Annotated in this window: 20 protein-coding genes and 1 pseudogene; 13 read left to right on the top strand and 8 right to left on the bottom strand. The window is 63.5% G+C overall.

All coding sequences use genetic code 11. From position 1 onward, the window contains the following. Window positions 1-49: 49 nt before the first annotated feature. From glnX to CSQ99_RS13585, 4 genes are all read left to right on the top strand, one after another. The gene (glnX, locus tag CSQ99_RS13600) at window positions 50-1,369 is read left to right on the top strand and encodes a protein kinase G-activating protein GlnX (RefSeq protein WP_099039560.1); all 1,320 of its coding nucleotides are present in this window, start codon (window positions 50-52) and stop codon (window positions 1,367-1,369) included. Continuing rightward, window positions 1,366-2,337, top strand: a complete 972-nt coding sequence (locus CSQ99_RS13595) for a glutamate ABC transporter substrate-binding protein (protein WP_099039559.1) — start codon at window positions 1,366-1,368, stop codon at window positions 2,335-2,337. Before glnX ends, CSQ99_RS13595 begins: the two co-directional genes overlap by 4 nt. Then, on the top strand, window positions 2,337-4,610 hold the full coding sequence (locus tag CSQ99_RS13590) for a serine/threonine-protein kinase PknG (RefSeq protein ID WP_099039558.1): 2,274 nt from the start codon (window positions 2,337-2,339) through the stop codon (window positions 4,608-4,610). The genes CSQ99_RS13595 and CSQ99_RS13590 overlap by 1 nt, the downstream gene beginning before the upstream one ends. A gap of 183 nt (window positions 4,611-4,793) precedes the next feature. Further along, on the top strand, window positions 4,794-5,195 hold the full coding sequence (locus CSQ99_RS13585) for an STAS domain-containing protein (protein WP_176561017.1): 402 nt from the start codon (window positions 4,794-4,796) through the stop codon (window positions 5,193-5,195). Here the strand turns inward: CSQ99_RS13585 and CSQ99_RS13580 are convergent. Together CSQ99_RS13580 and pta are read right to left on the bottom strand one after the other, a co-directional pair. Then, the gene (locus CSQ99_RS13580; protein WP_099039556.1) at window positions 5,179-6,309 is read right to left on the bottom strand and encodes an acetate kinase; all 1,131 of its coding nucleotides are present in this window, start codon (window positions 6,307-6,309) and stop codon (window positions 5,179-5,181) included. The genes CSQ99_RS13585 and CSQ99_RS13580 overlap by 17 nt on opposite strands. After that, complete coding sequence (pta, locus tag CSQ99_RS13575; protein ID WP_099039555.1) at window positions 6,306-8,378, bottom strand: phosphate acetyltransferase; 2,073 nt, start codon at window positions 8,376-8,378, stop codon at window positions 6,306-6,308. Before pta ends, CSQ99_RS13580 begins: the two co-directional genes overlap by 4 nt. A 326-nt stretch (window positions 8,379-8,704) precedes the next feature. Between pta and CSQ99_RS13570 the strand changes: the two genes are divergently transcribed. The 4 genes from CSQ99_RS13570 to CSQ99_RS13555 all read left to right on the top strand — a co-directional run bounded on the left by CSQ99_RS13570 (window position 8,705) and on the right by CSQ99_RS13555 (window position 15,248). Further along, window positions 8,705-10,171: a DUF2339 domain-containing protein gene (locus tag CSQ99_RS13570; RefSeq protein ID WP_141562667.1), complete on the top strand. Its 1,467-nt coding sequence runs from the start codon at window positions 8,705-8,707 to the stop codon at window positions 10,169-10,171. 157 nt (window positions 10,172-10,328) lie between these two features. Beyond that, a complete protein-coding gene (locus CSQ99_RS13565; protein WP_425437821.1) occupies window positions 10,329-11,591 on the top strand; it encodes a glycosyltransferase family 2 protein in 1,263 nt (420 codons plus the stop codon). Then, window positions 11,591-13,528, top strand: a complete 1,938-nt coding sequence (locus CSQ99_RS13560) for a hypothetical protein (RefSeq protein ID WP_099039553.1) — start codon at window positions 11,591-11,593, stop codon at window positions 13,526-13,528. Before CSQ99_RS13565 ends, CSQ99_RS13560 begins: the two co-directional genes overlap by 1 nt. A gap of 127 nt (window positions 13,529-13,655) precedes the next feature. Then, the gene (locus tag CSQ99_RS13555; protein WP_245908898.1) at window positions 13,656-15,248 is read left to right on the top strand and encodes a hypothetical protein; all 1,593 of its coding nucleotides are present in this window, start codon (window positions 13,656-13,658) and stop codon (window positions 15,246-15,248) included. 91 nt (window positions 15,249-15,339) lie between these two features. On the opposite strand, the gene CSQ99_RS31775 is transcribed toward CSQ99_RS13555, so the two are convergent. Together CSQ99_RS31775 and CSQ99_RS13550 are read right to left on the bottom strand one after the other, a co-directional pair. Beyond that, window positions 15,340-15,651 (bottom strand): endonuclease/exonuclease/phosphatase family protein, encoded by a 312-nt coding sequence (locus tag CSQ99_RS31775; RefSeq protein ID WP_342746699.1) that lies wholly within the window; start codon window positions 15,649-15,651, stop codon window positions 15,340-15,342. Further along, window positions 15,621-16,319 carry an endonuclease/exonuclease/phosphatase family protein gene (locus CSQ99_RS13550; protein ID WP_342746698.1) on the bottom strand — a complete coding sequence of 233 codons (699 nt, stop codon included), beginning with the start codon at window positions 16,317-16,319 and terminating at the stop codon, window positions 15,621-15,623. Before CSQ99_RS13550 ends, CSQ99_RS31775 begins: the two co-directional genes overlap by 31 nt. Window positions 16,320-16,331: 12 nt before the next feature. On the opposite strand from CSQ99_RS13550, the gene CSQ99_RS30985 reads away from it, so the two are divergent. Then, the gene (locus CSQ99_RS30985; RefSeq protein ID WP_176561016.1) at window positions 16,332-16,691 is read left to right on the top strand and encodes a hypothetical protein; all 360 of its coding nucleotides are present in this window, start codon (window positions 16,332-16,334) and stop codon (window positions 16,689-16,691) included. On the opposite strand, the pseudogene CSQ99_RS31360 reads toward CSQ99_RS30985, so the two are convergent. From CSQ99_RS31360 to galE, 4 genes and pseudogenes are all read right to left on the bottom strand, one after another. Continuing rightward, window positions 16,637-16,919: pseudogene (locus tag CSQ99_RS31360) on the bottom strand (phosphate acetyltransferase); the annotation flags it as partial. The gene CSQ99_RS30985 and the pseudogene CSQ99_RS31360 overlap by 55 nt on opposite strands. After that, window positions 16,904-18,265: an RNA-binding protein gene (locus CSQ99_RS13535; RefSeq protein ID WP_099039551.1), complete on the bottom strand. Its 1,362-nt coding sequence runs from the start codon at window positions 18,263-18,265 to the stop codon at window positions 16,904-16,906. The pseudogene CSQ99_RS31360 and the gene CSQ99_RS13535, both read right to left, overlap by 16 nt. A gap of 104 nt (window positions 18,266-18,369) precedes the next feature. After that, a complete protein-coding gene (locus CSQ99_RS13530; protein WP_141562666.1) occupies window positions 18,370-20,361 on the bottom strand; it encodes a hypothetical protein in 1,992 nt (663 codons plus the stop codon). A gap of 97 nt (window positions 20,362-20,458) precedes the next feature. Beyond that, a complete protein-coding gene (gene galE / locus CSQ99_RS13525) occupies window positions 20,459-21,427 on the bottom strand; it encodes a UDP-glucose 4-epimerase GalE (RefSeq protein WP_099039549.1) in 969 nt (322 codons plus the stop codon). 127 nt (window positions 21,428-21,554) lie between these two features. On the opposite strand from galE, the gene CSQ99_RS13520 reads away from it, so the two are divergent. The 4 genes from CSQ99_RS13520 (at window position 21,555) to CSQ99_RS13505 (ending at window position 26,656) form a co-directional block, all read left to right on the top strand. Then, the gene (locus tag CSQ99_RS13520; protein WP_176561015.1) at window positions 21,555-22,373 is read left to right on the top strand and encodes an FkbM family methyltransferase; all 819 of its coding nucleotides are present in this window, start codon (window positions 21,555-21,557) and stop codon (window positions 22,371-22,373) included. Between the two features lie 72 nt (window positions 22,374-22,445). Beyond that, entirely contained in the window at window positions 22,446-23,993 is a 1,548-nt protein-coding gene (locus CSQ99_RS13515; RefSeq protein ID WP_099039547.1) for a lipopolysaccharide biosynthesis protein, read from the top strand. Beyond that, window positions 23,994-24,677, top strand: coding sequence for a YveK family protein (locus tag CSQ99_RS13510; RefSeq protein WP_099039546.1), 684 nt, complete (start codon window positions 23,994-23,996; stop codon window positions 24,675-24,677). 8 nt (window positions 24,678-24,685) lie between these two features. Next, window positions 24,686-26,656, top strand: coding sequence for an O-antigen ligase family protein (locus CSQ99_RS13505; protein ID WP_141562665.1), 1,971 nt, complete (start codon window positions 24,686-24,688; stop codon window positions 26,654-26,656). Window positions 26,657-26,674 lie beyond the last annotated feature (18 nt).

Genomic DNA, 26,674 nt, shown 5'->3' with positions numbered 1-26,674 from the left:
AGATAGCCGGAAAGCACAATTCGAAAAAAATGATGGAGCCCGCGCACACGTGACTGTGGAGTTGGCGCACCCGTCGACGGAGCCTCTCGCGTCGCGGTCGCCCGCAACACCAGCGCACCCACGCTGGTGGTTCCTCTGGACCACCCCGGGCCGGATTCTGAGCATCGGTGTCGTGTTGTCCGCGTTGGTGATAGCCAGCGCCTTTGCCACCTCGACGACGATCAACGACCGGCAAGCCGCACTGACGACCGTTCTCAACCACACCGAACCACTGGCGTTCGCCGCCGGACGGCTCTACACGACGCTGTCGGTTGCCGACGCCGCGGCGGCGACGGCGTTCATCGCCGGCGCGGAACCGCGTGACGTCCGGCAGCGCTACGAGCAGGCAATCACCGATGCCTCGGTGGCCGTCACCCGGGCGTCGAGTGGGCTCACCGACGAGCCGATGGTGCAACTGCTCGGCCGGGTCAACGCCGAACTCGCCGTGTACACCGGGCTGGTCGAGACGGCGCGGACCAACAACCGGGCCGGAAATCCCGTCGGTTCCTCGTACCTGTCCGAGGCGTCGGCGTTGATGCAGACCCGCATCCTGCCCGACGCGCAGCGGCTCTACGAGGAAACCTCGAAGCGGGTGGACGCCGAGACGACAGCATCGACGAGGATTCCCGGTCCGGTGATTCTCATCGTCCTCGCGACGCTGTTGTTCGGCGCGTTCGCCAACCGGTGGCTGGCCCGCCGGACCCGCCGGCGGATCAACATCGGCTTCATCGCCGGAGGGATGGCGGTGCTGATCATGCTGGTGTGGGTGGGAACAGCGCTGATCATCTCGACCGCCGACAGCCGTAGCGCGAAAGACACTGCGGCCGAATCGCTCAAGACCGTCACCAATCTCGCGATCACCGCGCAACAGGCCCGCGCCGACGAGACCCTTTCGCTGATTCGCCGCGGCGACGAGGACGTGCGCAAGCAGTCCTACTATCAGCGCATCGATGTCATGCAGCAGCAGCTCTCGGACTATCTCGCGCGCGACGACGTGATCGACAAGGCCGATTTGGCCGACGCCGAGGCGCTGCTCAAGCGGTGGCGTGCGGCCGATGACCGGATCAACGCCTACATCGCGGTCGGCAACTACCAGGCCGCTACGCAGGTAGCGCTTGGCACGGGTGAAGACGATTCCACCCCCGCCTTCAACAAGCTCGACGACGCGCTCAGCAAGGGCATCGAGGAAAGCCGAAGTCAGCTCCGCAACGACATCGTCAACGCCCACCGCGTGCTGTCCGGCGCTACCGTCGGCGCCGCGGCGCTTTCGGTCGTGGCGGCGCTGGCGGTGGCACTGGGGTTGTGGCCAAGGTTGAGTGAGTACCGGTGACCGGAAAGCTAGGGAAGCTGACCGCCGTCCTCGCCACGACGGTGGTGCTGGCAGGCTGCGCACAGGCGTCGTCGGTGATTCAGACTCCCGGTCTCACGCTTCCTCCACCGACGCCGGCGGGTATGCAGGAAGTACCTCCCGAAATAGTGCGCGTACCAGCTGAGCCCGAAGACGAGTGTGACCGCACCGCGAGCCTGCGGCCGTTCAACAATCGGGCCGACGCCGAAGCCGCGGTCGACAACATCCGGAACCGCGGACGGTTGATCGTCGGCCTCGACATCGGTAGCAACCTGTTCTCCTTTCGCGATCCGATCACCGGTGAGATCACGGGATTCGACGTCGACATCGCAGGCGAGATCGCTCGCGATATCTTCGGCACCCCGTCGCAGGTCGAGTACCGCATCCTGTCCTCGGCCGACCGGATCGCCGGGCTGCAGAACAACCAGGTGGACGTCGTCGTCAAGACGATGACGATCACGTGCGAGCGCAAGAAGCTGGTCAACTTCTCCACGGTGTACTTCAATGCCAACCAGCGGATCCTGGCGCCGCGCGATTCGACGATCTCAGAACCGTCGGACCTGTCCGGCAGGCGGGTGTGCGTCGCGAAGGGCACGACGTCACTGCAGCGGATCCAGGAGATCACGCCGCCGCCGATCATCGTCGGCGTCGTCGCGTGGGCAGACTGCCTGGTGGCGTTGCAGCAGAGGCAGGCCGACGCGGTGAGCACCGACGACTCCATCCTGGCCGGGCTCGTGGCCCAAGACCCCTATCTCCACATCGTCGGGCCCAGCCTCAACGAAGAGCCCTACGGAATCGGGATCAACCTGCAGAACACCGGGCTGGTGCGCTTCGTGAACGGCACGCTGGAACGCATCCGCCGCGACGGCACGTGGAACACGTTGTACCGCAAGTGGTTGACGGTGCTCGGCCCCGCCCCCGCGCCACCAGTGGCAAGGTATTCGGGCTGATGGCCGAGCAGCATTCAGAAGAAATCGACGAAGCCGGACCGGGAACCCAACCGGCCAGCCTCGACGACCTCGATTTCGACAGCGCCGCCACGATGCGGCCGATGGCCACCCAGGCGGTCTACCGCCCGCACTTCGATGACGACTCAGAGGGAACGTCCGTCGGCACCGGCGAGACCGAACCACAGGATCACACGACGGCCACGCGGGCGTTGTCGCCGATGCGCCGCCTCGGCGGCGGCCTCGTCGAGATCCCCCGTGTGCGTGCCAAGGATCCGCTTGAAGCGTTGATGACCAACCCGGTGGTCGCTGAGTCCAAGCGGTTCTGCTGGAACTGCGGCCGCCCGGTCGGCCGATCTTCGGGGGACGGCGACGCGCTCTCCGAGGGCTGGTGCCCCCACTGCGGAAGCGCGTATTCCTTTCTGCCACAGCTGAGCCCGGGTGACATGATCAACGACCAATACGAGATCAAGGGCTGCATCGCCCACGGCGGTCTCGGCTGGGTGTACCTGGCCTTCGATCACAACGTCAACGAGCGCCCGGTCGTCCTCAAGGGTTTGGTGCATTCGGGTGACGCCGAAGCACAGAAGATCGCGATGCTCGAGCGCCAGTTCCTCGCCGAGGTCACCCATCCGGGCATCGTGAAGATCTACAACTTCGTCGAGCACGACGACAAGCACGGCAACCCCGTCGGCTACATCGTGATGGAGTACGTGGGCGGTACCTCACTCAAGCAGGCCAAGGGCGAGAAGGTGCCGGTCGCCCAGGCCATCGGCTACATGCTGGAGATCCTGCCCGCGCTGGGCTATCTGCACTCGATCGGCCTGGCCTACAACGACCTCAAGCCCGAGAACATCATGATCACCGAGGAACAGCTCAAGTTGATCGACCTCGGGGCGGTGTCGACCCTCAACTCGTACGGATACCTTTACGGCACACCGGGTTACCAGGCACCGGAGATCGTGCGCACCGGGCCGACGGTCGCCACCGACATCTACACCGTCGGCCGCACCCTGGCGGCACTGACCCTGAACATGCGCACCCGCAAAGGCCGATACGTCGACGGTCTGCCCGAGGACGATCCGGTGCTCACTGAATACGACTCGTTCGCCCGGCTGTTGCGCCGCGCCATCGATCCGGATCCGCGGCGGCGGTTCGCCAGCTCAGAGGAGATGACGAGTCAACTGCTCGGCGTCCTGCGCGAAGTCGTGGCCCGCGATACCGGCGTGCCGCGCCCCGGCCTGTCGACGGTGTTCTCCGCCTCGCGATCCACGTTCGGGGTCGACCTGCTGGTGGCCCACACCGACGTCTACCTCGATGGGCAGGTGCATTCCGAACGGCTGACCGCACAGGACATCGTCAAGGCGCTGCAGGTACCACTGGTCGATCCGACCGACGTCGGCGCGACCGTGTTGTCGGCGAGCGTGCTGACACAACCCGTGCAGACATTGGACTCGTTGCGCGCCGCCCGCCACGGAGCGCTCGATTCTGAGGGCATCGACCTGTCGGAGTCCGTCGAACTGCCGCTGATGGAGGTGCGCGCCCTGCTCGACCTGGGCGATGTCGCCAAGGCCACCCGCAAGCTCGACGATCTCGCCGAACGGGTCGGCTGGCGGTGGCGGTTGGTGTGGTTCCGCGCCGTGTCGGCGATGCTGACGTCCGACTACGACTCCGCCACAAAGTATTTCACGGAGGTGCTCGACACCCTGCCCGGCGAGTTGGCACCCAAGCTTGCCCTGGCCGCCACCGCTGAGCTGGCCGGCGCCCAGATCGATGAAGCCCCACAGCGCAAGTTCTACGACACGGTGTGGTCCACCGACAACGGCGTCATCTCGGCGGGCTTCGGATTGGCACGTTCGGAGTCGGCGGCGGGGAACCGGGACGCTGCGGTGCGGACGCTGGATCAGGTACCCGTCATGTCGAGGCACTTCACCACCGCGAGGCTGACGAGCGCCGTGACATTGCTGTCCGGACGGTCAATCAACGAGATCACCGAACAACACATCCGCGACGCGGCACGACGCGTTGAGGCGTTACCGGACACCGAACCGCGGGTGCTGCAGATCCGGGCGCTGGTCCTCGGGACCGCGATGGACTGGCTGGCCGACAACACCGCGAGCACCAACCACATCCTCGGCTTCCCGTTCACCGAACACGGACTTCAGCTCGGCGTCGAATCGTCGCTGCGCAGCCTCGCGCGCGCCGCGCCCACCCAGGGACATCGCTATGCGCTGGTGGATCTCGCCAACAGCGTGCGCCCCACCTCGACCTTCTAAGCTATCCACACAACGAAATCCGTAGTACAACGCGTGGAGAAAATGCCTGTTCAGCGGGAATTCCCTCATCAAGCTGCCATAGTCATTGCACGAAATCCGTAGTAGCGTCTACCTCAGGTTGAATTTTCCAACCAGTTCGGCGGCTTTAAGACAAAGGGCCCCATTCCACCTCAGGAGCCCATCGTGACGATAAGTACCTCCCGAATATTCAGACCCGACCCCGAATCCGTCGGCAAGCGCGAGGAGCACCACCGCGCGGCCTTCGAGGCGCACCGTGACGCTCCTTCGACAGTCACCGTCGTGGTCGAGGGCGAGATCGACGCGTCCAACAGTCGTGAACTCGCCGGCTATGTCCAACGCCACATCACGGGCGCGGAGCACGTCGTGCTCGACCTGCGGCTGGTGGATTTTCTGGCCACCGCCGGTTTCGCGGCGCTGCACAACATCAACGTGATCTGTTGCGGTAGCGATGCCACGTGGGAGCTGCAGGCGGGCCGTCAGGTGCGTCGCGTCCTGGCGATCTGCGATCCGGACGGTGCCCTACCTCTCGAGAAGGCACCGCAGCAGCTCACCGCAGCTCACTGACCAGCCGGGCGCAAGCCCTTGCGATCGCCAGCTCCTCGTCGGTGGGTATCACCAAGACGGTCGTTCGCGAGCTGACCGCCGAGATTCGTCGCGCCGCCTTGCTGGGCTCGACGTTGAGCTGCTCGTCGAGCTCGATGCCCAACGCGGACATCCCGCTCAGCGCGTCGCGGCGGACAACTGTGTCGTTCTCACCGACGCCCGCGGTGAACGTGATGACATCGACGGACCCGAGCACGGCGAGGTAGGCGCCGATGTACTTGCGTAGCCGGTGGATGTACACGTCGTAGGCCAATTGAGCTGAGGCGTCGCCGGATTCGATGCGTTCGCGGACCACCCGGAAGTCGATCTCACCGCCGAGGCCGAGCATTCCGGCGCGACGGTTGAGCATCGACTCGATGTCCTCGACGCTCATCTTGGCGGTACGCCACAGATAGGTGATGACGCCCGGGTCGATGTCGCCGGAACGGGTGCCCATCACCAGACCCTCCATCGGGGTCAGACCCATCGAGGTGTCCACCGGGCGCCCGCCGTCGATCGCCGAGGCCGATGCCCCGTTGCCGAGATGCAGCACGATCTGACGCACCGAATCCAAAGGTGCACCGAGGAATACGGCGGCCCGCTCGCTGACGTACCGATGCGACGTGCCGTGAAATCCGTACCGCCGGATATTCCATCGCGTGGCGATGTCGCGATCGATGGCGTATGTCGCAGCAGCGGGCGGCAGGTCGTGAAAGTACGCCGTGTCGAACACCGCGATGTGCGGAAGACCCGGAAGCGCCCTACGGGCCACCTCGATACCCAGCAGTGCAGGCGGATTGTGCAGCGGCGCAAGGGAAGAAAGCTCAACGAGCTTGGCAACGAGCGCGTCGTCGACGAGCGTGGGTTCATAGAGGTCGGGCCCGCCGTGCACCACTCGGTGCCCCACGGCCACCAGTCCGGCCATGTCGTCCGCCAACTCGTCGAACACGACCTGCAATGCCGCGGCGTGGTCGGGGATCTCGCCTTCCCCGATCCGCTCGACGATGCCATCAGCCATCGTGTCACCCGAATCCGCATCCACCACCGCGTATTTCAGCGACGACGAACCCGAGTTCACCACCAGAACGCGACTCACAGCGACTGCGCCTGGATCGCGGTGATCGCGACGGTGTTCACGATGTCCTCGACCAGAGCGCCCCTCGACAGGTCGTTGACCGGTTTCTTCAGGCCCTGCAGCACAGGGCCGATCGCGATCGCGCCGGCGCTTCGCTGGACGGCCTTATAGGTGTTGTTGCCGGTGTTGAGGTCGGGGAAGATCAGCACGGTGGCGCGTCCGGCGACTCTCGAGTCGGGCATCTTCGTCTTGGCCACTGACGGCTCGACCGCCGCGTCGTACTGGATCGGCCCGTCGACCAGCAGGCCCGGCTCCCGCTCACGGACGAGTTCTGTTGCGACCCTGACCTTGTCGACATCAGCGCCCGTTCCGCTGGTTCCCGTCGAATACGACAGCATGGCCACCCGCGGATCGATGCCGAACCTGGCGGCGGTGCGCGCCGACGAGACGGCGATGTCGGCGAGTTGTTCCGATGTCGGATCCGGCACGATCGCACAGTCACCGTAGGCGAGCACCCGATCCGCGAGACACATCAGGAAGATGCTCGACACCGTCGACACGTCGGGCAGCGTCTTGATGATCTCGAACGAGGGTCGCACGGTGTGGGCGGTGGTGTGGCGGGCGCCCGACACCATGCCGTCGACCATGTCGTTGTGCACCAGCATGGTGCCGAAGTACGACACGTCGTGGATGATCTCGCGGGCCTGCTCCACGGTGACGCCCTTGTGTTTGCGCAACTCGGCGTACTGTTGGGCGAACCTGTCACTCAGCTCGCTGGTCTTCGGGTTGATTACCGCCGCCGCCGACAGATCGAGGCCGAGTTCGGCTGCGCGCGCCCGGATCTGAGCTTCCTCGCCGAGGATCGTAAGGTCGGCGACGCCGCGCCGTAGCAGGCGTCCCGCTGCGGTGAGGATGCGATCGTCTTCGCCCTCGGGCAACACGATGTGCTTACGGTCCGAACGCGCCCAATCCAGCAGCTGGTAGGTGAACATCTGCGGAGTGACGACCGATGGGATCGCGATCGTCAACTGCGCCAATAAATCCGCGATATCGACGTGCTTGTCCATCAGAGCAAGTGCGGTGTCGATCTTGCGCAGCGAGGTTGCGGTGACCCGGCCCCGCGCAGAGGCCACCCGGCTGGCGGTCTCGAATGTACCGAATCTCGTGGTGATGATCGGCAACCGCAGGCGCAAGCCGGACACCAGCGATGCAATGGACGGATGCAACTCGTGACCGCCGTTGAGGATGAGGCATGACAGCGATGGAAAGTTTTCCGCGGCATGGGCGCTCACAACCGCCAGGACGACATCGGAGCGGTCGCCCGCCGTGATGACGGCAACGCTTTCGTGCAGCCGCTCCAGCACGTGCTCGGCGGTCATGCCCGCCACCAGCACATGCATCGCCTCGCGTGACAGCAGCGCGGGATCGCCCGCGATCACGGTACCCTCGACGGCCGTCTGCAATTCTTCGACCGAGGGTGCGACCAGCAGCGGCTCCTCGGGCAGGACGTAGCACTTCGGGGTGAAGGGCTCGAGTGCCGCCGCCATGGCCTCCATACCGCCGGGGTCGCAGCGGTTGGCCACCACCGCCGCGGCGTGTGCGTGCTGGGTGCGTATCTCAGTCAGACAGACGTCGACAATCTGGGCGACCTGCTCGGGGCCGCGGTCCTTGGCCTTCACCGCGAGCACGATGGGCGCACCGAGGTTGGCCGCGATGCGCGCGTTGGTCGACAACTCGCTGGGCGCGGCGACGTCGGTGTAATCACTGCCGACGATCAGCACCGCGTCACACTGGTCGGCGACCCGGTGATACCGGTCGACGATTTCGCCGATGGCGGCGTCGGGGCCCTCGTGCAGTTGCTGGTAGCTGACCCCCACGCAATCCTCGTAGGGCAGGCCCGCGGTGGCCTGCGGCAGCAAAAGTTCCAGAATGTAGTCGCGGTCCTCGCCGAGGCGGGTGATGGGACGGAACACGCCGACCTTCGCCACGTTCGCGGCCAGCCGGTGAAGGATGCCGAGGGCGATTGTCGACTTGCCCGTGTCGCCCTCTGGTGACGCGATGTAGATCCCCGAAGTTGGCTCAGCGGGCACGGGACCAGCCTAGGGCACGGCTCAAACCGTTCGCTCGGAGCGCGAGGCCTGCGGGGCCGGGCTCGCCTTTGACGTGGACGTCATCAAGATCGCGTACCATCGCGGGGACGGCCTCGGGGGGCCGGCGAGATAGCTCGCACTGCGTGGAGTACCCGCTGCGAGTGTTTGCCAAAAATTGTCGGTCGTGTGATTTGACTCATATGTCACAGCGAGTTACGTATTTTGCTGGTAGTTTGCATTACGGCATAAACACGTCATCAGTACCGTGGTTGCCTAGCAAACTTCATAACTGACTGTCCGCGGGGGACCGTCCTAGAGGTGAAATCTTGGAAACGTCGAACGTCACTCTCGTGCGCCCACTTGCCTTGGTGGAGGCGCCGCCAGCCAGTTCGATAGCGGTAACGCAGCGATACTGGCCCCGCCTCGCGGTGTTTGCGATTCTGTCTTTTGCCGCCTACGCCTTTGCGATCGCCGACATCCTCGGCGACGCCCTCGCCGGGTCGCGGGCAGTGGTCCTGCTCGTCCTGCCGATCCTGATCGGGGTCATCGCCTCGGGTTACCGCCAGGCGCCCAGGGGCGTCAGCGATACCGAATCGGACTGGATCGTCGCACTCATTGCAGGCATTGTCGGCTTCACCGGCATCTATCTGCTCCGGAATCGCATGCCCACTCTGGCCGTCCAATGGCAGTTGGACCTGCTGGGCGTTCTGCTCTGGATCGCGTGCCTGGTGGCGTTGATGTTCGGCGTCAGACACGTGGTGCGGATGTGGCAATTATGGCTTTTTGCGGTGTGTTGCATCAGCCCGCTGCCCTTCCTGTTGACTGCAGCGGCGTTTGGCGGGTCGGACACGGTGGTCGCACTCCTGACAGCTGCTCTCGGCGCGACGGCGGTTTTTCTAGCCGGCCGCTCTGCATCACGGGGGCGGCGAGTATCAGCGACCCTGGTGTGCCTGGCGAGCTCGAGCGCGCTGACAGCGAGCGTAGGCGATCACCTGAGTCTCGCCGCCACAGTCTTGCTGGTCGCGGGCGTCGTGCCCGTCGTCGTCACCGTGGTCATGCTTCTGCGTGATGCGCACCTGGTGAGCACCGCGACCAGCGCCTGGACGGACATGCCGCACCGTTCACCACTGTCCCTGCTGATGCTGGTGCTGGTAGCGGTGATGCTGCTGCTGATCAACCCGCCGCACGCGAAGAGCCAGTATGCATCAACGGTTTCTGCTGACTGGGAGCAGCGTGCCGGACTGACGTCGCAGGAAGAATTCCCGTTCATCACGAGGTACGTCGGTGCGGACGCCACCTTCGTCCGCTATGTCGTACCTCCCGTCGACGGAATGCCAACTGCGGCCGTCGATGTCATCACCACCGGGCGTCTCGCGACTCTCACCGACTTCGACAACGCCATCTGGTACCCGAGCAGCAGGCCGATCGAATACCAGTCAGTCGCAAGCGAATCGATGCCCTCTGGTGCCAGAGTGATCCACAGTAACGCCGACGCCACAACCGACGCCGCCGCTGTGGACTGGTACGCCGTGACCTGGATGTGGAAGACCGGCGACGAATACCAACGGGTCACCGTGATCGTCAACCAGACGGCCAAGCGCGACGCGCCACCACCAGCCCCCGAGGCGCTTTCGCTTCTCGATACATCGATCAAGCCCGCGCTGTGGTTGGCCCGCCAGCAGCCAGATGGTGTCGGACAGGTCGACCCGTTGGTCGTGGCGCGTGCGGACCGTGTAATCAAGCTGTTGATGGAATCCTCCGACACGGCGCCTGGAGCAACGGCCGGTGACTGAAACCAGCCAACCAGTTGTACTGCCGGCGAACTTATCCGCACGCACGATTCTCGGCCGCAGAGTGTTGTTCGGCTTTGGTTGTGCAACCTTGCTTTTCGTGGGTTCCGCGTTCGCGCTGCCACACCACATTCCGCCCTTGCTTACGCTACTGATCGCGATGCTGTACCTGGTTTCGACGATCGATCGAAACTATCTGGTGCTCAGGGGTTTGAACACGTCTGCGCTGGTCCACATCAGCGACGAAGAAGCCCTAGCGTTGACCGACGACGAACTTCCGGTCTACACCGTGCTGCTGCCTGTCTATGACGAGCCCGCCATCGTGTCCAACCTCATCAACGGCGTGGGCAGGCTCAACTACCCCACCGACAAGCTCGAGATCCTGCTGCTGGTGGAAGAGGACGACCTCGCCACGCAGACGGCGCTCTTCGATGCAGACTTGCAGTCTGTGCGGGTCGTCCTGGTGCCATACAGCTTGCCCCGTACGAAGCCCAAGGCGTGCAACTACGGTATGTCGCTGCCCGATCTCAAGGGCGAGATGGTGACGATCTACGATGCCGAGGACATTCCAGACCCGTTGCAGCTTCGGCGCGCTGTTGCAGCCTTTCGACGGGTGCCGCCTGAAATCGGTTGTCTACAAGCGCGGCTCGCGTACTTCAACGAGCGGCAGAACCTGCTCACCCGATGGTTCTCGCTCGAGTACGACCAGTGGTTCGGCGTCGTGTTGCCCGCAGTCGACGAGTTGAGATGTGTCGTGCCGCTCGGTGGCACGTCCAACCACATGACCACCAAGGTTTGGCGCGAGATTGGCGGCTGGGACGAGTTCAACGTCACCGAGGATGCCGATCTAGGGGTTCGGTTGGCTCGGCATGGCTACCGAACACTGATCCTCGATTCGATCACGTTGGAGGAAGCCAACGCTGATGTGGTCAACTGGATCCGGCAACGGTCCCGTTGGTACAAGGGTTATCTGCAGACGATGCTGGTCCACCTGCGCAGCCCAGCCCAGCTGCGCGATACGATCGGCATCAAGGCCACTCTGCGTCTTATCAACATGACCGGCGGAGTGCCGCTGACAGCCGCTATCAACTTGATCTTCTGGTTCGCGATGTTGGTGTGGGTACTCGGCAGGCCCGCATTCGTGGCGGAAGTCTTTCCGCCGTTGACCTACTACATCTGCTTGGTGCTGTTCATTGTCGGCGCCCCGTTGTCAATCTTCGTTGGCTTGGTCGCCACGCAAGCCCTGGGTAAGCCCTATCTGTGGTGGGCGGCATTGCTGGCGCCGCTGTACTGGTTGCTCCAGTCGATTGCCGCGCTTAAAGCGCTGTACCAATTGGTATTCCGCCCATTCTTCTGGGAGAAGACGGTGCACGGTCTCACCCATTCCACAGCCTCGAGCACAACTATTACTGGAGGTAATTAATGCGCGCCATCGCGCGGGCGCTCATCGTGCCACTCGCCGTCGTCGGAACCGTAGGCGTGCAAACCGTGCTGCCCGCAGGGTCTGTCGCATCTGCCCAGCCATATGAAAGCGTTGCCGTCGAACCGAACGTGACACCGGCGATTGGCTGGAGGCAATTGGGGCTGCCAGACAGACTGGACCTGATCGGCTCCAACCAGACCTTCGACACATCGATCCCGGTACCGGAGGGCATCGGACCTTCAATGCTTACCGGCCAGATCGGATCGGTCGTCAATGTGATCAATGGCCGTGTCGACGTCCTGGATGCACGCGGCATTGTGCTCGGTAGCATCGTCGTGCCCGTGGGGGTGCCAACAGTGCCGTTCAACGTGGACATCAGCGGCGCACTGATAACCAAAGGAAGAGCACCGCTGAGTTTCATTCTGCGGGACAACAACCCGACTTCGAATAGCTGCTCTCAACTTCCTTCACTCACCTTGAGTCAGCTGATGACCACATTCTCCGGTCCGCCCCCGGACCCCACAACGGTCGCAGGATTCCTGCCGCGCTATCTCGACCAGATCACCATCGGAGTAGGTCCCAAACCAAGCCGCGATCAGCAACAGGCAGCGCTCGCACTAGTTGCCAACCTCACCCACTTGAGTCGGCCAATCCCGATCAGGATCGATGTCAACACTTCGTCGTCGCCGGTTGAGGGCGGCGGACCAACGCGGCGAACGATAGCGATACGCGAGGGCGACAAGCCCGGGATCGCCGTCGAGAACCCTGGAACTCAGGCGGCGGTTCTGGCAATCACCGGGAAAGGAGAGGAACTGCTACGACAGGTGGATCTATTCACTGACCGCCGGTTCGAGCTCGCCCAAACACCCACTGCGTCCGTTACTTCAGCGGAGACCGATGTTCCTACTGCGGCATACACACGCAGTTTCGGCGAACTCGACATGGCGGCCGAGGCGGAGATCTTGGGCGTGGACACACTCTACGTCGGATTCGACGCATCAGCCTTTGCCGTTGGCTCAATCGACCACGCACGGGTGCACTTCATCGCCAACTACACTCCCGTGACATCGGCGAACGCTTCCATTTTGATTCGCTCCGGAAGTACCGTGCTCGCATCGCGCAAACTTGACGAGTCCGGCGTACTCGACCTCAACTTTGACCTGCCACCGGAAACCATCTCCTCGAATATTGGACTCTCACTGGAGATTCGCTACAACCCCGAAAGGGACTGCGCTCCACTTACAGACAGAATCACCTTCACGGTAGATCCCAAGTCAACAGTCGCCGTGAGGCCTGGAAGTCGCAATCGCGGCGGATTCCCGGTTCTACCAATGGCATTTGCACCTGAGTTCGATGTGTCGATTGATCAGCCGGAGCACATCAGCTATGCCGCGCAGGCAATCAATCTGATGGGACAACACTCGGCGGGACCGCTGCGGCCACGGCTAACGACTCTCGATGAAGCCTCAGGACGCGGCTCGGGGTTACTGGTCGTCGCCAGTGGCGAGGAGCTCGCGAAAGCGGGCATGCAGCCCCCGATGCTTACTACCGGCGCCAGCGTCGTCGACGTCAACGGTGCCCCGATCACAGACGTTGATGTCCATGGTCCCCTTGGTGTGGTGCAGGCCTTCTCACAGAACGAACGGATGGTGCTCGCGCTGAACAGCACCGGTGAGTGGGGCCTGGTGGACCGAAGTTTCGACTACATCAGGGGACTTGAGAACCGGTGGGCATCTCTGGTCGGCGACACCGTTGCCACCGGCCCTGCAGGGGCCACCGCCAGCCTGGCCGTGCGCGCTGGTGATGCTATGGCGCCGCAACCAGACCTTGGCAACGGCTGGCGATGGTGGGTCTGGGCCTCCATCGCAGCAGGGGCCGTCGCTGTTGTGGCCGCACTTTTGATTGTGGTCCTACGAAGGCGACGCGCGAAGGCATGAGTCCTCGATGAGTGTCGTTGTTGCTGAGACCGTCCCGGCGTCCACAGAGGAGAAGTCGTCGTCACCGAGGCGACGCGTATCGTGGCCCGCGGTCGTACTGTTTTTGGTTCTCACGGCGGGGTACGTCGTGGTCAACGCCGTTCTGATCATGCGTTACAACCTCTTCGACGGCGACGGACCTAGTCGGGTTGCCCACGCAGGCTTTGCACTGATGAGCAGGGATCCCCACCTATCCGCAATTGGCTTTGTGTGGAACCCGTTGCCCAGCATCATTGAGATCCCGCTACTGCCGTTGCACCAATGGTGGCCGGAGCTAAAGACATACGGGCTGGCCGGCGCGATACAGAGCGCAGCCTTTATGGCCGGCGCGGCGCTAATGATCCGACGGATCGCGATGGATCGAGGCGTCGGTCGGGTCTGGCGGTACATCGCGGTAACCGCCTTTGCGCTCCACCCGATGGTCGTCACGTACGGCGGGTCAGGGTTGAGTGAAGCCGCCGAGATATTTTTCATCCTTTGGTGTATTCGCCACTTGCTCAGATGGGTCAACTCCCAGGCCGTGGGAGATCTTGCCTGGGCCGGAATCGCCTTGGGCTTAGGATATCTCGCACGCTACGAAGTCATAGTCGCTGCCGCCGGTGCAGCCGTGTTAGTTGCGGCCATAACGCTGACCCGCTACCGGTCGCGGACACCCATATCGTCGGCGATTCTCAACATGCTGATCGTGCTGTTCCCTCTGGGCGTGGCGTTCGTAGCATGGGCCGTCACCGGATGGATCCTGACAGGCCAGCTATTCGCGACCCTGTCCTCCCAGTACGGCAATACCAGCCAGGTCGCGACATCGCTGTCCCGCGGCGCCGGCGTCGCCGACGTGCCGCAGGAATGGATGGTGCTAGCGATCAGAACGTTGGCCATGCAACCTTTAACGGGGTTCGCTGTTGCCATAGCGGTGGTGATTGTCGTATCGACCAGGCGGATCGACGGACTGCTACCCATTGTGACATTCGGATCAATCTTGGCGTTCTCCCTGTGGGGCGCCTACACGGACACGACGTTCGGGTGGTTCCGTTATTACCTACCGGCGGTTCCGATGGTGATTGTCATCGCGTTGATTTGGTGGACTCCCACTGACGAACCGGTGGGCCGTTGGCGAGTGAACACCGCCCCGAGCCGAATTGGTACGGCGGTCCTGAGCGTCTCACTTCTCGTTGGTGTTCCCTTGTCATCTGTTTCGATGCTTAACAAGGACATCGGCAACCATCAGTTGCAGTTCGGGCTCAATTCGCTCATCGATCCGGATCGTTTTCCGCCCGACGAACAGTGGTATCGTCGAGTTGGCATGGACGACCGAATTCTCGCGGCCCATCTCGACCGGCAGAATTTGCCCGACGGATCGGTACTGATGGACACGTTCATGAACTGGGGAGTTTGGTTGGCGTCCTACGATCCCAAACAGTTCATCATCGACACCGACTTCGACTACACCGCAGCCCTGAATCGTCCGTGGGACTTTGGCGTGCAGTACTTGCTCGTCACCAACCCCAAGTACAACGCCGCGCCGGATACCGTTCTGACCCGCTATCCGACGATGTGGGCGGACGGGGCGGGAATCGGTGTATTAGTGCACTCAGCTCAGGGCGCGTTCGGGCAGGAGCAATGGCGGCTGTACCGAGTCGTCAAGCCCGAGGTTGACGACGACCTTCTCCAAGACTCACCCTAAGGTTCACGCTCGACGACCGGGCGATTGAGCGTCGCCGACAATCTCTTAGCTGACGCGGACTCGTCGAACCTACGCCCGCCGAACCTCGGCCTTAGACCACCGGATAGCTGGCGGTCGGGTCGATCGGAACCTCGATGGTGGTAGCCAGTCCGCGATGGTCGGAGCCGGGCAGTTCGACGGTGCGCACCGACGACCCCACGCAGTTGTAGACGAGCACGTGGTCGATGCCGGTCATCGGCGCGCGCCAGGGCTTACTCGGGTAGGTGCGGGTCAGACCCGCGCCGACCTGCTCCCCCGCGTCGCGGTAACCCTCCGCGAGGAACTTCCGAAACGGCTCCATGTCGAAGGTGGAGTTCAGGTCGCCCGCGACAATTACCGCGCCCGCGCCGGCGTCGCGGGCCACCTCGCGCAAGGTGGCAGGGAAGCGCGAGGTCGTCGCGGAAGTAGTGCAGCGGCTGCACCCACGGCGCGGCGAGGTGCACCGCCAGGACCGTGGGTGCGAACATCACCCGGGACCTCAATCCGCGCCCTCAGCATCGGCATCTGGTAGCCCTCGATGTGCGCCGAATCCACGATCGGATACCGGCTCCACACCCCGATGCCGGACGCCTGCCTCTCCGGATTGAGCACGCTGTGCGGAAACCTCTCGTCCAGCCCCGCCGCGGATAACCGCGCCGCGGCTTCCGACGTCAGCTCCTGGATCACCAGCACATCGGCGGACGAAAGCGCCAACTCGGTGACGGCGCCCGGATGCGCCAGTCCGAAACCGAGATTGGCGGTCACCACCCTGACCGCCACACTCGGCACCCCCGCCCGCTCCGGCCCGACGAAGCGGGGCAGTTGGACGCCGACCATCACCACGCATAACACCGCGGCAAGGATCGTCAGCACCCAGCGTCGCGCAATGGCGAACAGGATCACCGCGATCACGCCCGCTACCGCCAGATACGGCGATGCCGCGGCGACAACGAGGATGACCTCGTTGTCGATAGGCAGATACCGCGACACCAATCCGGCGGCACCGACGGCGAACGCGAGCACGCCGAGGACGGTCGCGAACACTCGAATCATGCGGCGCTCGCTATGCTTCAGCGCGAATTGAACTGCTTGCCAACCAATTCGACCGCTTCGGCAGAGTCTGATGCCACGATTCAGTGGCTGACGACCTGCTCGATGGCAGCGGCCGAACTGGGGCAATTGACCACGTACTCCAAGGAATACACGGCTGCGGCAAGGGAAGAACTGCAGATTTTCGGTGACCGCTCACCGAGGCAGCCCTCCGCCGGATTCGCGACGCCAATCGGCAAAAGCCTCGAGCAGCGAATACTGCTGGGTGAAACCGATATCGGCAAGGCGGCCGGAGCTGATGTTGGTATCCAGATGCAGTTTCTGGATACGTCTCGGATGAACGCCGGGGCGGTGTCCTCATGCAGCTGCTGGTAGCTGACACCTACCCAATCCTCATACGGCAGGCCCGCGGTTGCTTGCGACGGCAACAACTCGAGGATGTAGTCGCGATCTCGCCGAGGCGGGTGATTGGGGGAAGACGCCAACCTTTGCGACGTTGGCCGCGAGCCGATGAAGGACGCCCTGAGCGATTGTCGACTTACCCGTATCGCCCTCTGAAGAAGCGATGGGCAACTTGGGCTGGGGAGTCAGGCCGCCTGACAGGCAAGCTCGACCGCCGGCTCGGTCATATAGGCGGGTGGATCGACGCCGAAGAGCCGGAGGATCGTCGGCGCCACCGACGTCAGCGGAATCCGCTCGCCGATATTGCGAGGCGTGGGAGATTGCACCCAGAAGCAACCGTCGGGATGATGTCGGCCGCTGCGGATGGTGTGTATCCGGGCGAACAGATCGTCGAAAGGCACCCGTGAACCGTCAGGCATGGTGACCGCACCCTGATCCGGGGTCCACTCGTTGACCGCACATCCGACCTTGACCCTAAGCGGGTCGGACTGCTCGTACCGAAACAGCGGTTCGTTCCCGATCCGGGAGTCGTTGAGCCGCGTCAAAGCCTCATCCGCCGCTGCGGTGTCGGAAAACGACAACATGAACTCCTCGGCCATCACCGGCGCGAACGAGACCCGAGATGGGTTGAGGCCGAGGACGTTCAGCAATCGGCCGAAGTCCTTGGGACGATACGTGCATTTCGTCGTATCCCAAGGCTGCTGGCTCAGCGCAGTGGCGAAAACGAGGCGGTCGTGGGGGAAGTCGGACAGAAAGCGTCCGATCAGCCGGTCGTAGTTGCGGTAGCCGGCGAGCATGGCGTCTGCCAAGGAGGGGTGGTCCTCGGGCGGCGGCGGCGCCGAGAAGCTCTGCGGCCGGAAATTGCGCCAGAAATAATGCTGAAAGTGGGCGGTTGAGTTGGAGAAGAACGTGGCGTAGGCCACCTCGCGGCTGCGCACCAGCTTGCGGAAGACGTCGTAAGACATGGCATCCAGGATGATCGACCGCCGCCATGTGAGACCAGGGTCGCGCCGCTCATCGATCAGCTGCCGCAATGCCAAGGTACACGTAGCCGGCGTCAGGCCGTGGGTGGCGAGGTACGCGAGGAAGGGCAGCGCGGCCTTCTTGTTCAGCGTGTTCGCGGAGTTCTCCTGCACGGCCGAAACCACGAAGTTGGTGAACGCGTTCAGACTGGCGGGGTGCGGAGTCGAGTTCGGGTTCCACGGATCGGGCACCACGAAGCCGTCCAACGGCCCGTAGTCGACGTTCATCGATCCGAACACGCCGACCTTGAATCCTGACCTCGCCAACTCGCGCGCGATACCTCGACCAGCGATTCGATTCCCCTCGCCGAGGTGCTGGATACCGTGGTCGCGGTCTGCGATCCCGGTGTGCAGGGTCGGCCACTGCGTCCAGGGTTCGAGGGTGGCCTCATCAGAAGCGTCGGTGACGAAGACCTCGGAGGATTCCTGCAGTCGCCGGAAGTTCGGCAACTCGCCCGCCGCTATCAAGTCATCGATCAACGTCGGACTCAACTCATTGAATTCGATCTGAAGTGTCCGACGCATAGACCGCTCCCCGCTTCAAGAAATAGTCGAGAAGATACTACGAGTCGGCCGCGCCGGCCGCCGCGATCTGCCCGTTTTGCGCAACCTCACCAGGGCTTTAGTGCTCAGGGCTGAGTTTCCGCGCTGGCGATGGGACGAGATCGCCGTCTCAGCAAGGCAATTGCTCCCCCTATGACGGCCAGCACGACGAGTACTCCCGCGCCGAGCAAGGTCCACTCGTACCAGCCGCGGGAATCCTGGTGAACGTCGACATCCGCGGGGGACGGAACCCCTGCCATCGTCGGACCATCGGACCTCACGGTGAAGTTTTGCGGGTCGGCGCCCTGTCCGACCACCAGTACGTCGCCGGTCAGCTCGCGCCAACCCTCAGGAAGGCCTGCGACATAGCCGAATAGTGGCGCCGCGAGAGTCCACGGACCTGATGCGGTCAGCAGGACGACCGTCCGGTTGTTCTGCGCATAGCTCTGGAGGGCAGCCAGCCCGGTGTCGATGTCGATGACGGTCGAAGACGGGAGATCGACTTGTGACAGGTTGTCGCCTTGTGGAGCAATCGGCGGGTCCAGGTCGTTTCGCTGCACCGACTCAGCACTGGCGATGATGAGTGCGCTGGTGTCGCTCTGGGCGGCCTGTTCGAGACTGACCAGCTCGGGCAGCATCGCGGTCGATGAAAGCCGTTGGATGAGTTCGATGATCGTCGCCGCATGCGCGAGTTCGTCCGGGTCACTTCCATCGAATGCGACTTGGAACTTCGGAATGAAACCTTGGGGCAGCGCCGAAAAGCCTCCCATCGACACCTCACCGCCACGCCGAACTATCGCGGTGGACATCGGGTCGATATCGAAGTTCATCGGCAGGGTCAGCGGGGTACAACCGGGGCCGGGTTCATATCTCACAGTGACGGTCACGTCTTGGTTGCGCGCCGCGAGATCGGCCGGGATGGAGAAGTTGCTGTCCACTCGGCCAGAGGCGTCCAGCCGGACGGTGGTGAGCACCAGGTCGCCCACGGCGACGATCATCGTTCCCTTCTCGTCTTCGTCCAGCGGCGTGTAGTTCGCGAGCAGATGGACGTCGACGATGCCCGGTTTGGTGGCCGCGGCCAGGGCGCGAGCTAAGCTCAGATAGATGTAGTTCTCGCCCAAAACGGTCGTACTGCCGCCTAGGAGAAGCTCCCCGAATGTTGCCTTCGCGGTCTTTTCGTCCGTTTCGGATGCAGCGGATTCGATTGCGAAACTGTTGGCCTGTGCCAGTTTCTGTAGGTCATCCCGGAACAGGCCGGCTTGCCTTGCGAGGGCCTCGCCGCGTCCGGTGAAGACCAGAAACGGCCCACCGGCATCGGTGACCAGTTGCACGCCCGGCTTGGGCTCGTCGACATCACGGATGACGATTCCGCGCGCGGCGCCATCACGATCCGGCGGTGGTCCTGGCGCCGTCCGGGGCAGCGGGCGCACATTCATCGTGACTTTCGCCGGTTGGTAGTACTTGGACACCGCCGCGACCAGGCGCAGTGTCGTGATCTTCTCGGCGTCGGTGGGTGCCGGATCGACGTAGAGGTCGACAACGGGCGCGATGACGGGAAGGAACTGTTCGATGGTCTGGGGCGACTGGGCGCCCCCGGCGTAGGACACACTGATATTTCCCATGACCAGCATCGGTATCGGCCTGCAGACAGTGTCGGCGTCCACCTGCAGGATCAGGTTCAGTTGAATCTCACGGCGAACGACCGGCGCTGAGGCGATGTCGAGACTGAATCCCACGGGCGGCTGACCTGCCGCGAGAATGGGTATCGGGATCGCACCCACCGGCCGACCGTCGGTGGTCTGGGCTTGGATGACTCCCGATGGAATATTGCTGACGGATTCAATCACCCCGGTCATCGCGATCGGCTGAAGTCCCTCAGGTACGGGTATCACGATCTTCTGCGTCATGTCGTCACCCACCAGTGCCACCTGGGGGTTGATGCCAAGTTGTTGCCAGCCGATGGTGATCACCGGGGGGGCATCGCCGGGGGGCTGACCGACCGCCGGACCGACAGGGCCGATGGCGGCTGCCGCAACCATGCACACGACCGCGACGAACGATCGGGATATCCGCCGCATCAACACTGCCTTCCTACAGACGCCGAGTCGACTGATATTAACGGCACCGAGGGTTAAACAGAGGAGTTCGGATGTTCACGTGACGGACCAACTCAGGTTACGGCCTTGAAGTGAGGTCGGTCCATGCTTGCCAGGCACTGTGCACGGTGTCGTGGAGATCGCGGCGAGATTCCCAACCGAGCTCGAGGCGGATCTTCGCCGGATCGGCCACCACGTCCGGCGGATCCCCGGGACGCCGCCCGATGACGTCGTAATCGAAATGCCTGCCGGTGACCTGCCGCACCGCGGCCATGATCTCGAGGACGCTGGTCCCCGTACCTGTTCCGATGTTGTAAACAGCGGTCATGTCGGTGGCCGCCATCTGATTCAGTACGGTCGCGTGGGCGTCGGCAACATCCTCGACATGGATGTAGTCACGAATACACGAACCATCCGGGGTCGGATAGTCGTCGCCGAACACCTTCGGGTGTACATCCGAACTGATCGCCCGAAAGACCTTCGGTATGAGGTTGTTCTCGCCGCGGTCAGCCAGTTCGGATGCCGCCGCACCGGCCACATTGAAGTAACGAAGTGCCGACCAGCTCAATCCGTGCGCCGCCGCGACATCGGAGATGATCTGTTCACCGATCAGTTTCGTCCAACCATAGGGAGACGACGGAATGGTGGGTGTTTCTTCTGTCACCGGACTCGCGACGCGCTCTCCGTACACCGCGGCGCTTGACGAAAACAAGATGCGGCGTGTTCCGGCTCCGACCATCGCCTCGAGCACACTCTGCATACCCGTGACGTTTTCGCGGTAGTAGAAGAGCGGGTTGGCGACGGATTCGTCGACGGCTTTCTTGGCCGCGATGTGCACCACGGCGTCCGCAGCGAAGTCGCGTAGGGACGTCTTGACGAACCCGGTGTCCAGCACAGAGCCTTTGAAGACCTGGGTGTGGGCGGCCAGACGGCGACGCTCGCCTGTAGAGAAGTCGTCGATCACCCCGACGTCGTGCCCACTCCCGTGTAAGGCCCTCGCGACGTGCGCTCCGATATAACCTGCTCCACCCGTAACGAGTACCCTCACTGCGAAACTCCTACGTCAGACGCCGCACTCCTCAAGCATGAAATCACGTGTCCCCGCCACGCACGAAGATTTTGGAGGGTTCAGCAATGGGCCGTGCCACAGGTCGATCGCGATGTATGGTCTCGGGGTGGCGCTCAAGCACGTTGTCTATCGCGCGCTTGACCATAGACCTGGCCGGCCGTTGATCGGCATCATGGCCAACCTGCGCGCGAAAGCCGCTGGGGAGCAGGCACGATTCATCTACGACCGCGCGTGCGGTCTGTGGTCCAAGCGCACGCCCGCGGGTGTCATGCCGTTACCTGAGCGCCTACAGGGTATGAGCATCGAGGAATGCCAGGCTTTCACCCACGACGTGTTCCTGCGTGACTACACAGTCAAACCGGGCGACGTGGTTCTCGACATCGGTGCCGGAATCGGAACGGAGACGCTGCCGTTCTCGCGTTGGGTGGAAGCCTCGGGCAAAGTCATTGTGGTAGAAGCTCATCCCGCGACGTTCGAGACTCTGAAGCGTGCGTGCCAGCTCAATGATGTCCGCAACGTCGAGTTGCTGCACGCGGCCATCATGGATTCCGACACTCCCGTCATGATCAGCGACCTTCCGACAGAGGTCAGTTACGAGAACAGGATCGGCTCCGAGGGCATCGTAGTCCCGGCACTGACGCTCCCGGATCTGGTGCGCAGGTACAACCTGGATCGCATTGACTTCCTCAAGATGAATATCGAAGGCGCGGAGCTGCCGGCACTGCAAGGGGCCTCAGAAGTGCTTCCGCTGATACGCAACGCGGCCATCGGATGTCATGATTTTCTGGCAGAAGAGACCGGTGACGATCAGTACCGAACCAAGGACGCTGTGAACACATTGTTGGTGGACGCGGGGTTCACCGTGCGACGTCGGGATGACGATCCCCGCCCCTGGGCCCGTGACTATCTGTTTGCATCACGCTGAGCCGTCAACTGGCACGGGCGATTTCACGGTGCTGGTGACCTCGCGTCGTCATGACGTGATATCCGGCGCCCGATGAGATTCAGGAGGAAGCCACCGCCGCACGACGAAGGCGTCACGGACGTCGCCGAGTCAGCGTCGTTGGTTGCGCCACCTACCGGGCGCCAGGCCCTCTGGAATTACTTGGTCTTCGGTCTCAGTAAGAGCTCTGCGCTCATCACCACGGTCATCGTGGCCCGGCTGCTTGACCCCGCAGATTTCGGTTTGTTCGCGCTTGCCCTGTTGATCATCAACTTCTTCGACTACCTCAAAGACCTCGGCGTCGGCGCCGCACTCGTGCAGAGCCCCGGTTCGTGGAAGCGATTCGCCCCAACGGGATTGACACTCGTCATCGTGACGGGCCTCCTGGCAGGTGCGGGACTCGCGATTGCGGCGCCCCTGCCGGCATCCATGCTCAACCAGCCCGAACTCACCAACATGGTGCGTGTTCTCGCCATCGCCGTCACCATCTCCGCGTTTGGCGTCCTACCCGCTGCGCTGCTGCGCCGACGGCTGGACTTCAAGAGCAGGCTCTGGCCGGAGTTCATCGCCGCCGTCATCAAGGCAGCCCTGACGATCACGTTGGCCGCCAACGGTTTTGGCGTGTGGAGTCTCGTCTACGGTCAGCTCGTAGGCACCGTGGCGCTCACAGCGCTGTACTGGTGGGTCGCCCGCACGCCTGTGGTCTGTGGCTTCGACCGGCACGAGGCCCGGCAACTCCTCGGCTACGGGTTGTCCGTCACCGGAGTCACCCTTCTTGCATTCGGCATCGCCAACGTCGACTACGCAGTCGTGGGTATCCGGCTCGGCGACACCGCGCTTGGGTTGTACACCCTGGCATTCCGGATCCCCGACTTGCTCGTGCTCAACCTGTGCATCGTGATCAGCGAAGTACTGTTCAGCTCTCTGTCCCGGCTCCAACGGGACCGCCGCCGCGTCGGTGAGCACTATCTGCAGGTCGTGACGATCGTCGTGCCCCTGACCGCGCCGATCTGTGTCGCGCTGGCGGCGGCGGCGCCGGCGGTGATAGGCACCCTCTACGGGCCGGCCTACGCTGATGCCGCTCCGGTGTTGGCCGTCCTGGCCATGTACGGCCTCGTCCATTCCGCCTCCTATCACGCCGGCGACGTGTTCAAGGCCATCGGACGTCCCGGGCTTCTGACAGCGACCGGTGCGGTGAAGCTCGCGCTACTGATTTGGCCGATGTGGTGGGCGGCCGGCCACAGCATCCTGATGGTCGCCGTAGTGCTGCTAATCGTCGAGCTGGTGCCGTTGGTGGCAAACATGGTGTTGGTACGAGCGGTGACGGGGTTGGCGTTGACGCAGTTCGTCCGCGCGACACTGCGTCCGATGCCCGCGGCGGCCGCCATGGCCGTGGTGATGATGGGGGTCACATACGCCACGGGTGGCTGGCCGGCACCCGTTCAGCTGAGCCTTGCCCTCCCCGCAGGGTTAGTGTCCTATCTATTGGTGCTGCGGCTGACCGCGCGCGGGCTCTATGACCAGGGACTATCATCGGTTCGCTCACTGCGGCGGTCGGCTGCGGGTACTGTCGTCGCGCCCGAGTCGGGAAAGGACACATAAGTGGTCAAGTTGCTTTCCGGACGGCGGTGGATGGTCGCGGTCGTCTTCGGGGTCATCGGGATGTTGATCGGTCTGGCGATCGCTTTCGTGCTGCTCGGGCAGTCGAAGAGGTTCGCCGCCCAGACCACGCTTGCGATGTTGCCGGCTTCTTACATACCTACCAGCGAGGCGGCCCAGTTCTGGGAGGTGCTCAACAACGGGCAAGCGACGCGATCCGCGGCGATCGTGTTGGCCCAGGGCACGTGGTTGCAGCCCGCTGCAGCCGCCGCCGGAGTTCCCCCCTCCGAGCTGAGTCTGACCGCAGGTCCCATCCGCGACACGACGCTGATCGAGGTCACACTCGAAGCGAATTCGCCCCAGACCGCAGAGGCGGCCCTGAGTTCGGTCCTCAATGATGCTGTCCCCCCGGCGATCGCTGTCTCCGGTCCATTCCGGCTGGAAGTCATTAGGCCTGCCACCGGCAGTGCGCAGAGACTGGGTCCCGGCGGCGTTCAAACCTACGGCACGGCCGGGATCGCGGGGCTGGCGCTTGGAGTCGGCGTTGCGCTGCTCGCGAGCCGGTGGGCCGAACGCAGGGATCCCGAGCACGTGAACCAGGCAAGTCATGCCGCCAGGCGGCAGCCCCCCGAAGCTGACAAGGCCGCCCACACCGCCCCGATTTCATCCGAGACACCCGCGCGGTGAAACCTGCCGTGGCCGACGACGTAGCCGTGTCGGCACGACCGAGTAGTTATCTCATCGGCGCGGTCATCGGCGCGGCGGTACTCATTGCGTTCTCGCCGGTGCTCGGACTGACTCCGCTCGTTCTCGTCGTCTTACTGCCGGCAGCCATGGTCGCGATGGTCTACCTCGTGCGGCGACCGCACTGGACCGTGGTCGCGATGGTCGTGTGCGAGGTGGCCAACATCAGCGGGGTGGTCGGTGCCCGGGGGCCCATCTCGCTGTTCCGTATCTCGCTCCTGCTCGGGCTGGTCGCCCTGGGCATTGCTTTGTTCGATCCGGTCGCCAGGAGCCGCCTCAATCGGTGGACACTCGTTTTCATCGGGCTCGTGGGGACCTTCTTGACGACCCAGTTCGTGGCCTCGATCGGCGCTCAGGACGTCGCTGCGGCGTTCAGCCTCATGACGAAACAGGGCACCGACTTCGTGTTCATCGTTGTCGTCATGATCTTGATACAGGTGACTCAACGCCGATGGACAGTCGCGGCTGCGGTCGTGATACCTCTTGCCACGATCGGTGTGCTCACCCTGTTGAACCAGGTCATCTTCAACGGAGCGATGTCATTTGGCGGGTTCGCGACGGTAACCGAGGCCAAAGGTGAGCTGGTCACCACCCTGCGATTCGGGGGTCCGCTGCCGGACTCGAACTTCTGGGGCCGCCACCTCATCATGGGCTTACCGTTGGCCGGCGCACTGATGGTGCGTGCCTCGCGGGCGGGCCGAGGACGAGCCGTGATCGGCTGGGCCGCGGCGCTGCTGGGGCTGCTGGTCGGCATCTACCTCACGCAGTCCCGCGGAACGTTCATCGCCACTCTGGTCGTGCTGACCGTTTGGACCCTGGCCAGTGGCCCATCGGCCTGGCGCGTGGCGGTCAGAATGCTGCCGGCCGTGGTGCTGTTGTTGCTTGTGCCCGGCATAGGTAACCGGCTGATCGCCTTGGTCGTCGACGTATGGGGATCGCGACCGTCTTACAGCATCGATCTGTCCGTGGCATCACGAATGGCTGCGGGCGAGGTCGCTTGGACGATGTTCGATGACCGACCCGTATTCGGTTTCGGCCCAGGCGGATTCGAGTTGGAAGTAGCCCGGTATTCGGGCTTAGTACCGACGGCCGTGATCAATCCCGCAACCACCGCCCCACACAACCTGTACGCGCAGTTGGCGAGCGAAAGCGGCGTCGTCGGACTCATCGGGTGGGCGGTGCTGGTCATCGGAGTCACAGGGTGCGTCGCCATCCGAGTGACGCAACTGGCTTTGCGGTCCGACGTCGTAGAGCGTTCGCTGGCGGCCGCGGCGATGGCGGCGGTGGTCGGGTGGTCGGTTGCGAGCATCTTCATCCACCTGTCCTATCTACGGACCTTCGGCATCCTCCTCGCGCTGGCGGGTGCGATCGCGACGGATATCGGCACCCAGTGGCGGGAGCCCCTACGAGAGTGCACCAGGACCGCTGCTCAAGCGAGCGCAGCGGCCCTGGTCGGACTGGTGGTTGTCGCGGGATGCCTCACCGCAACTGCCACCCGGACGCACACCGCGAGTCAGCGCGTCACGGTGCTCCCCACCGGCGCCACCGAATACGCATACGCATATGCCCTCGACGTCCGCAGCTACGACGTTGTCTTACCCACATACGCGGCAATGATGACGTCTGGCACTCCTGGGGTCGCCGCTGTCGCCGACACCGTGCGCGGGATCGTCACGATCACCGCCACCAGCCCTGACCCACAGGCTGCCCGAGGATCCCTCCGCCTCGCGGTGGAGCGCGCGAGAACCAACCTCGCGATGTTCAATGTCGCCTCGTTGTACGACTTACGACCGGTTGGCTCCACGATCCAACGCGACGAGACCAAGCACTCAGCCGCAGCGACGGTATCGGCGTTCGCCGCGGGGGCAGTGGTCGCGGTGGGTGCTTATCTTCTGCTGCGACGTCGCATGCGCAAGAATTGAGACAAGACATCCGCAGGG

The organism is Mycobacterium neglectum, from assembly GCF_002591975.1.
Taxonomy (GTDB): Bacteria; Actinomycetota; Actinomycetes; order Mycobacteriales; family Mycobacteriaceae; genus Mycobacterium; species Mycobacterium neglectum.
This window is presented reverse-complemented; position numbering and strand designations above follow the sequence as displayed.

What these genes read in the sequence shown, in the direction of transcription:
- CSQ99_RS13560 (WP_099039553.1), top strand. Translation starts at nt 11,591, where the DNA reads ATGCGCGCCATCGCGCGGGCGCTCATCGTGCCACTCGCCGTCGTCGGA.
- CSQ99_RS13530 (WP_141562666.1), bottom strand. Translation starts at nt 20,361, where the DNA reads ATGCGGCGGATATCCCGATCGTTCGTCGCGGTCGTGTGCATGGTTGCG.
- CSQ99_RS13535 (WP_099039551.1), bottom strand. Translation starts at nt 18,265, where the DNA reads ATGCGTCGGACACTTCAGATCGAATTCAATGAGTTGAGTCCGACGTTG.
- CSQ99_RS13590 (WP_099039558.1), top strand. Translation starts at nt 2,337, where the DNA reads ATGGCCGAGCAGCATTCAGAAGAAATCGACGAAGCCGGACCGGGAACC.
- CSQ99_RS30985 (WP_176561016.1), top strand. Translation starts at nt 16,332, where the DNA reads ATGCTTCAGCGCGAATTGAACTGCTTGCCAACCAATTCGACCGCTTCG.
- CSQ99_RS13515 (WP_099039547.1), top strand. Translation starts at nt 22,446, where the DNA reads ATGAGATTCAGGAGGAAGCCACCGCCGCACGACGAAGGCGTCACGGAC.
- CSQ99_RS13565 (WP_425437821.1), top strand. Translation starts at nt 10,329, where the DNA reads ATGCTGTACCTGGTTTCGACGATCGATCGAAACTATCTGGTGCTCAGG.
- CSQ99_RS13550 (WP_342746698.1), bottom strand. Translation starts at nt 16,319, where the DNA reads ATGATTCGAGTGTTCGCGACCGTCCTCGGCGTGCTCGCGTTCGCCGTC.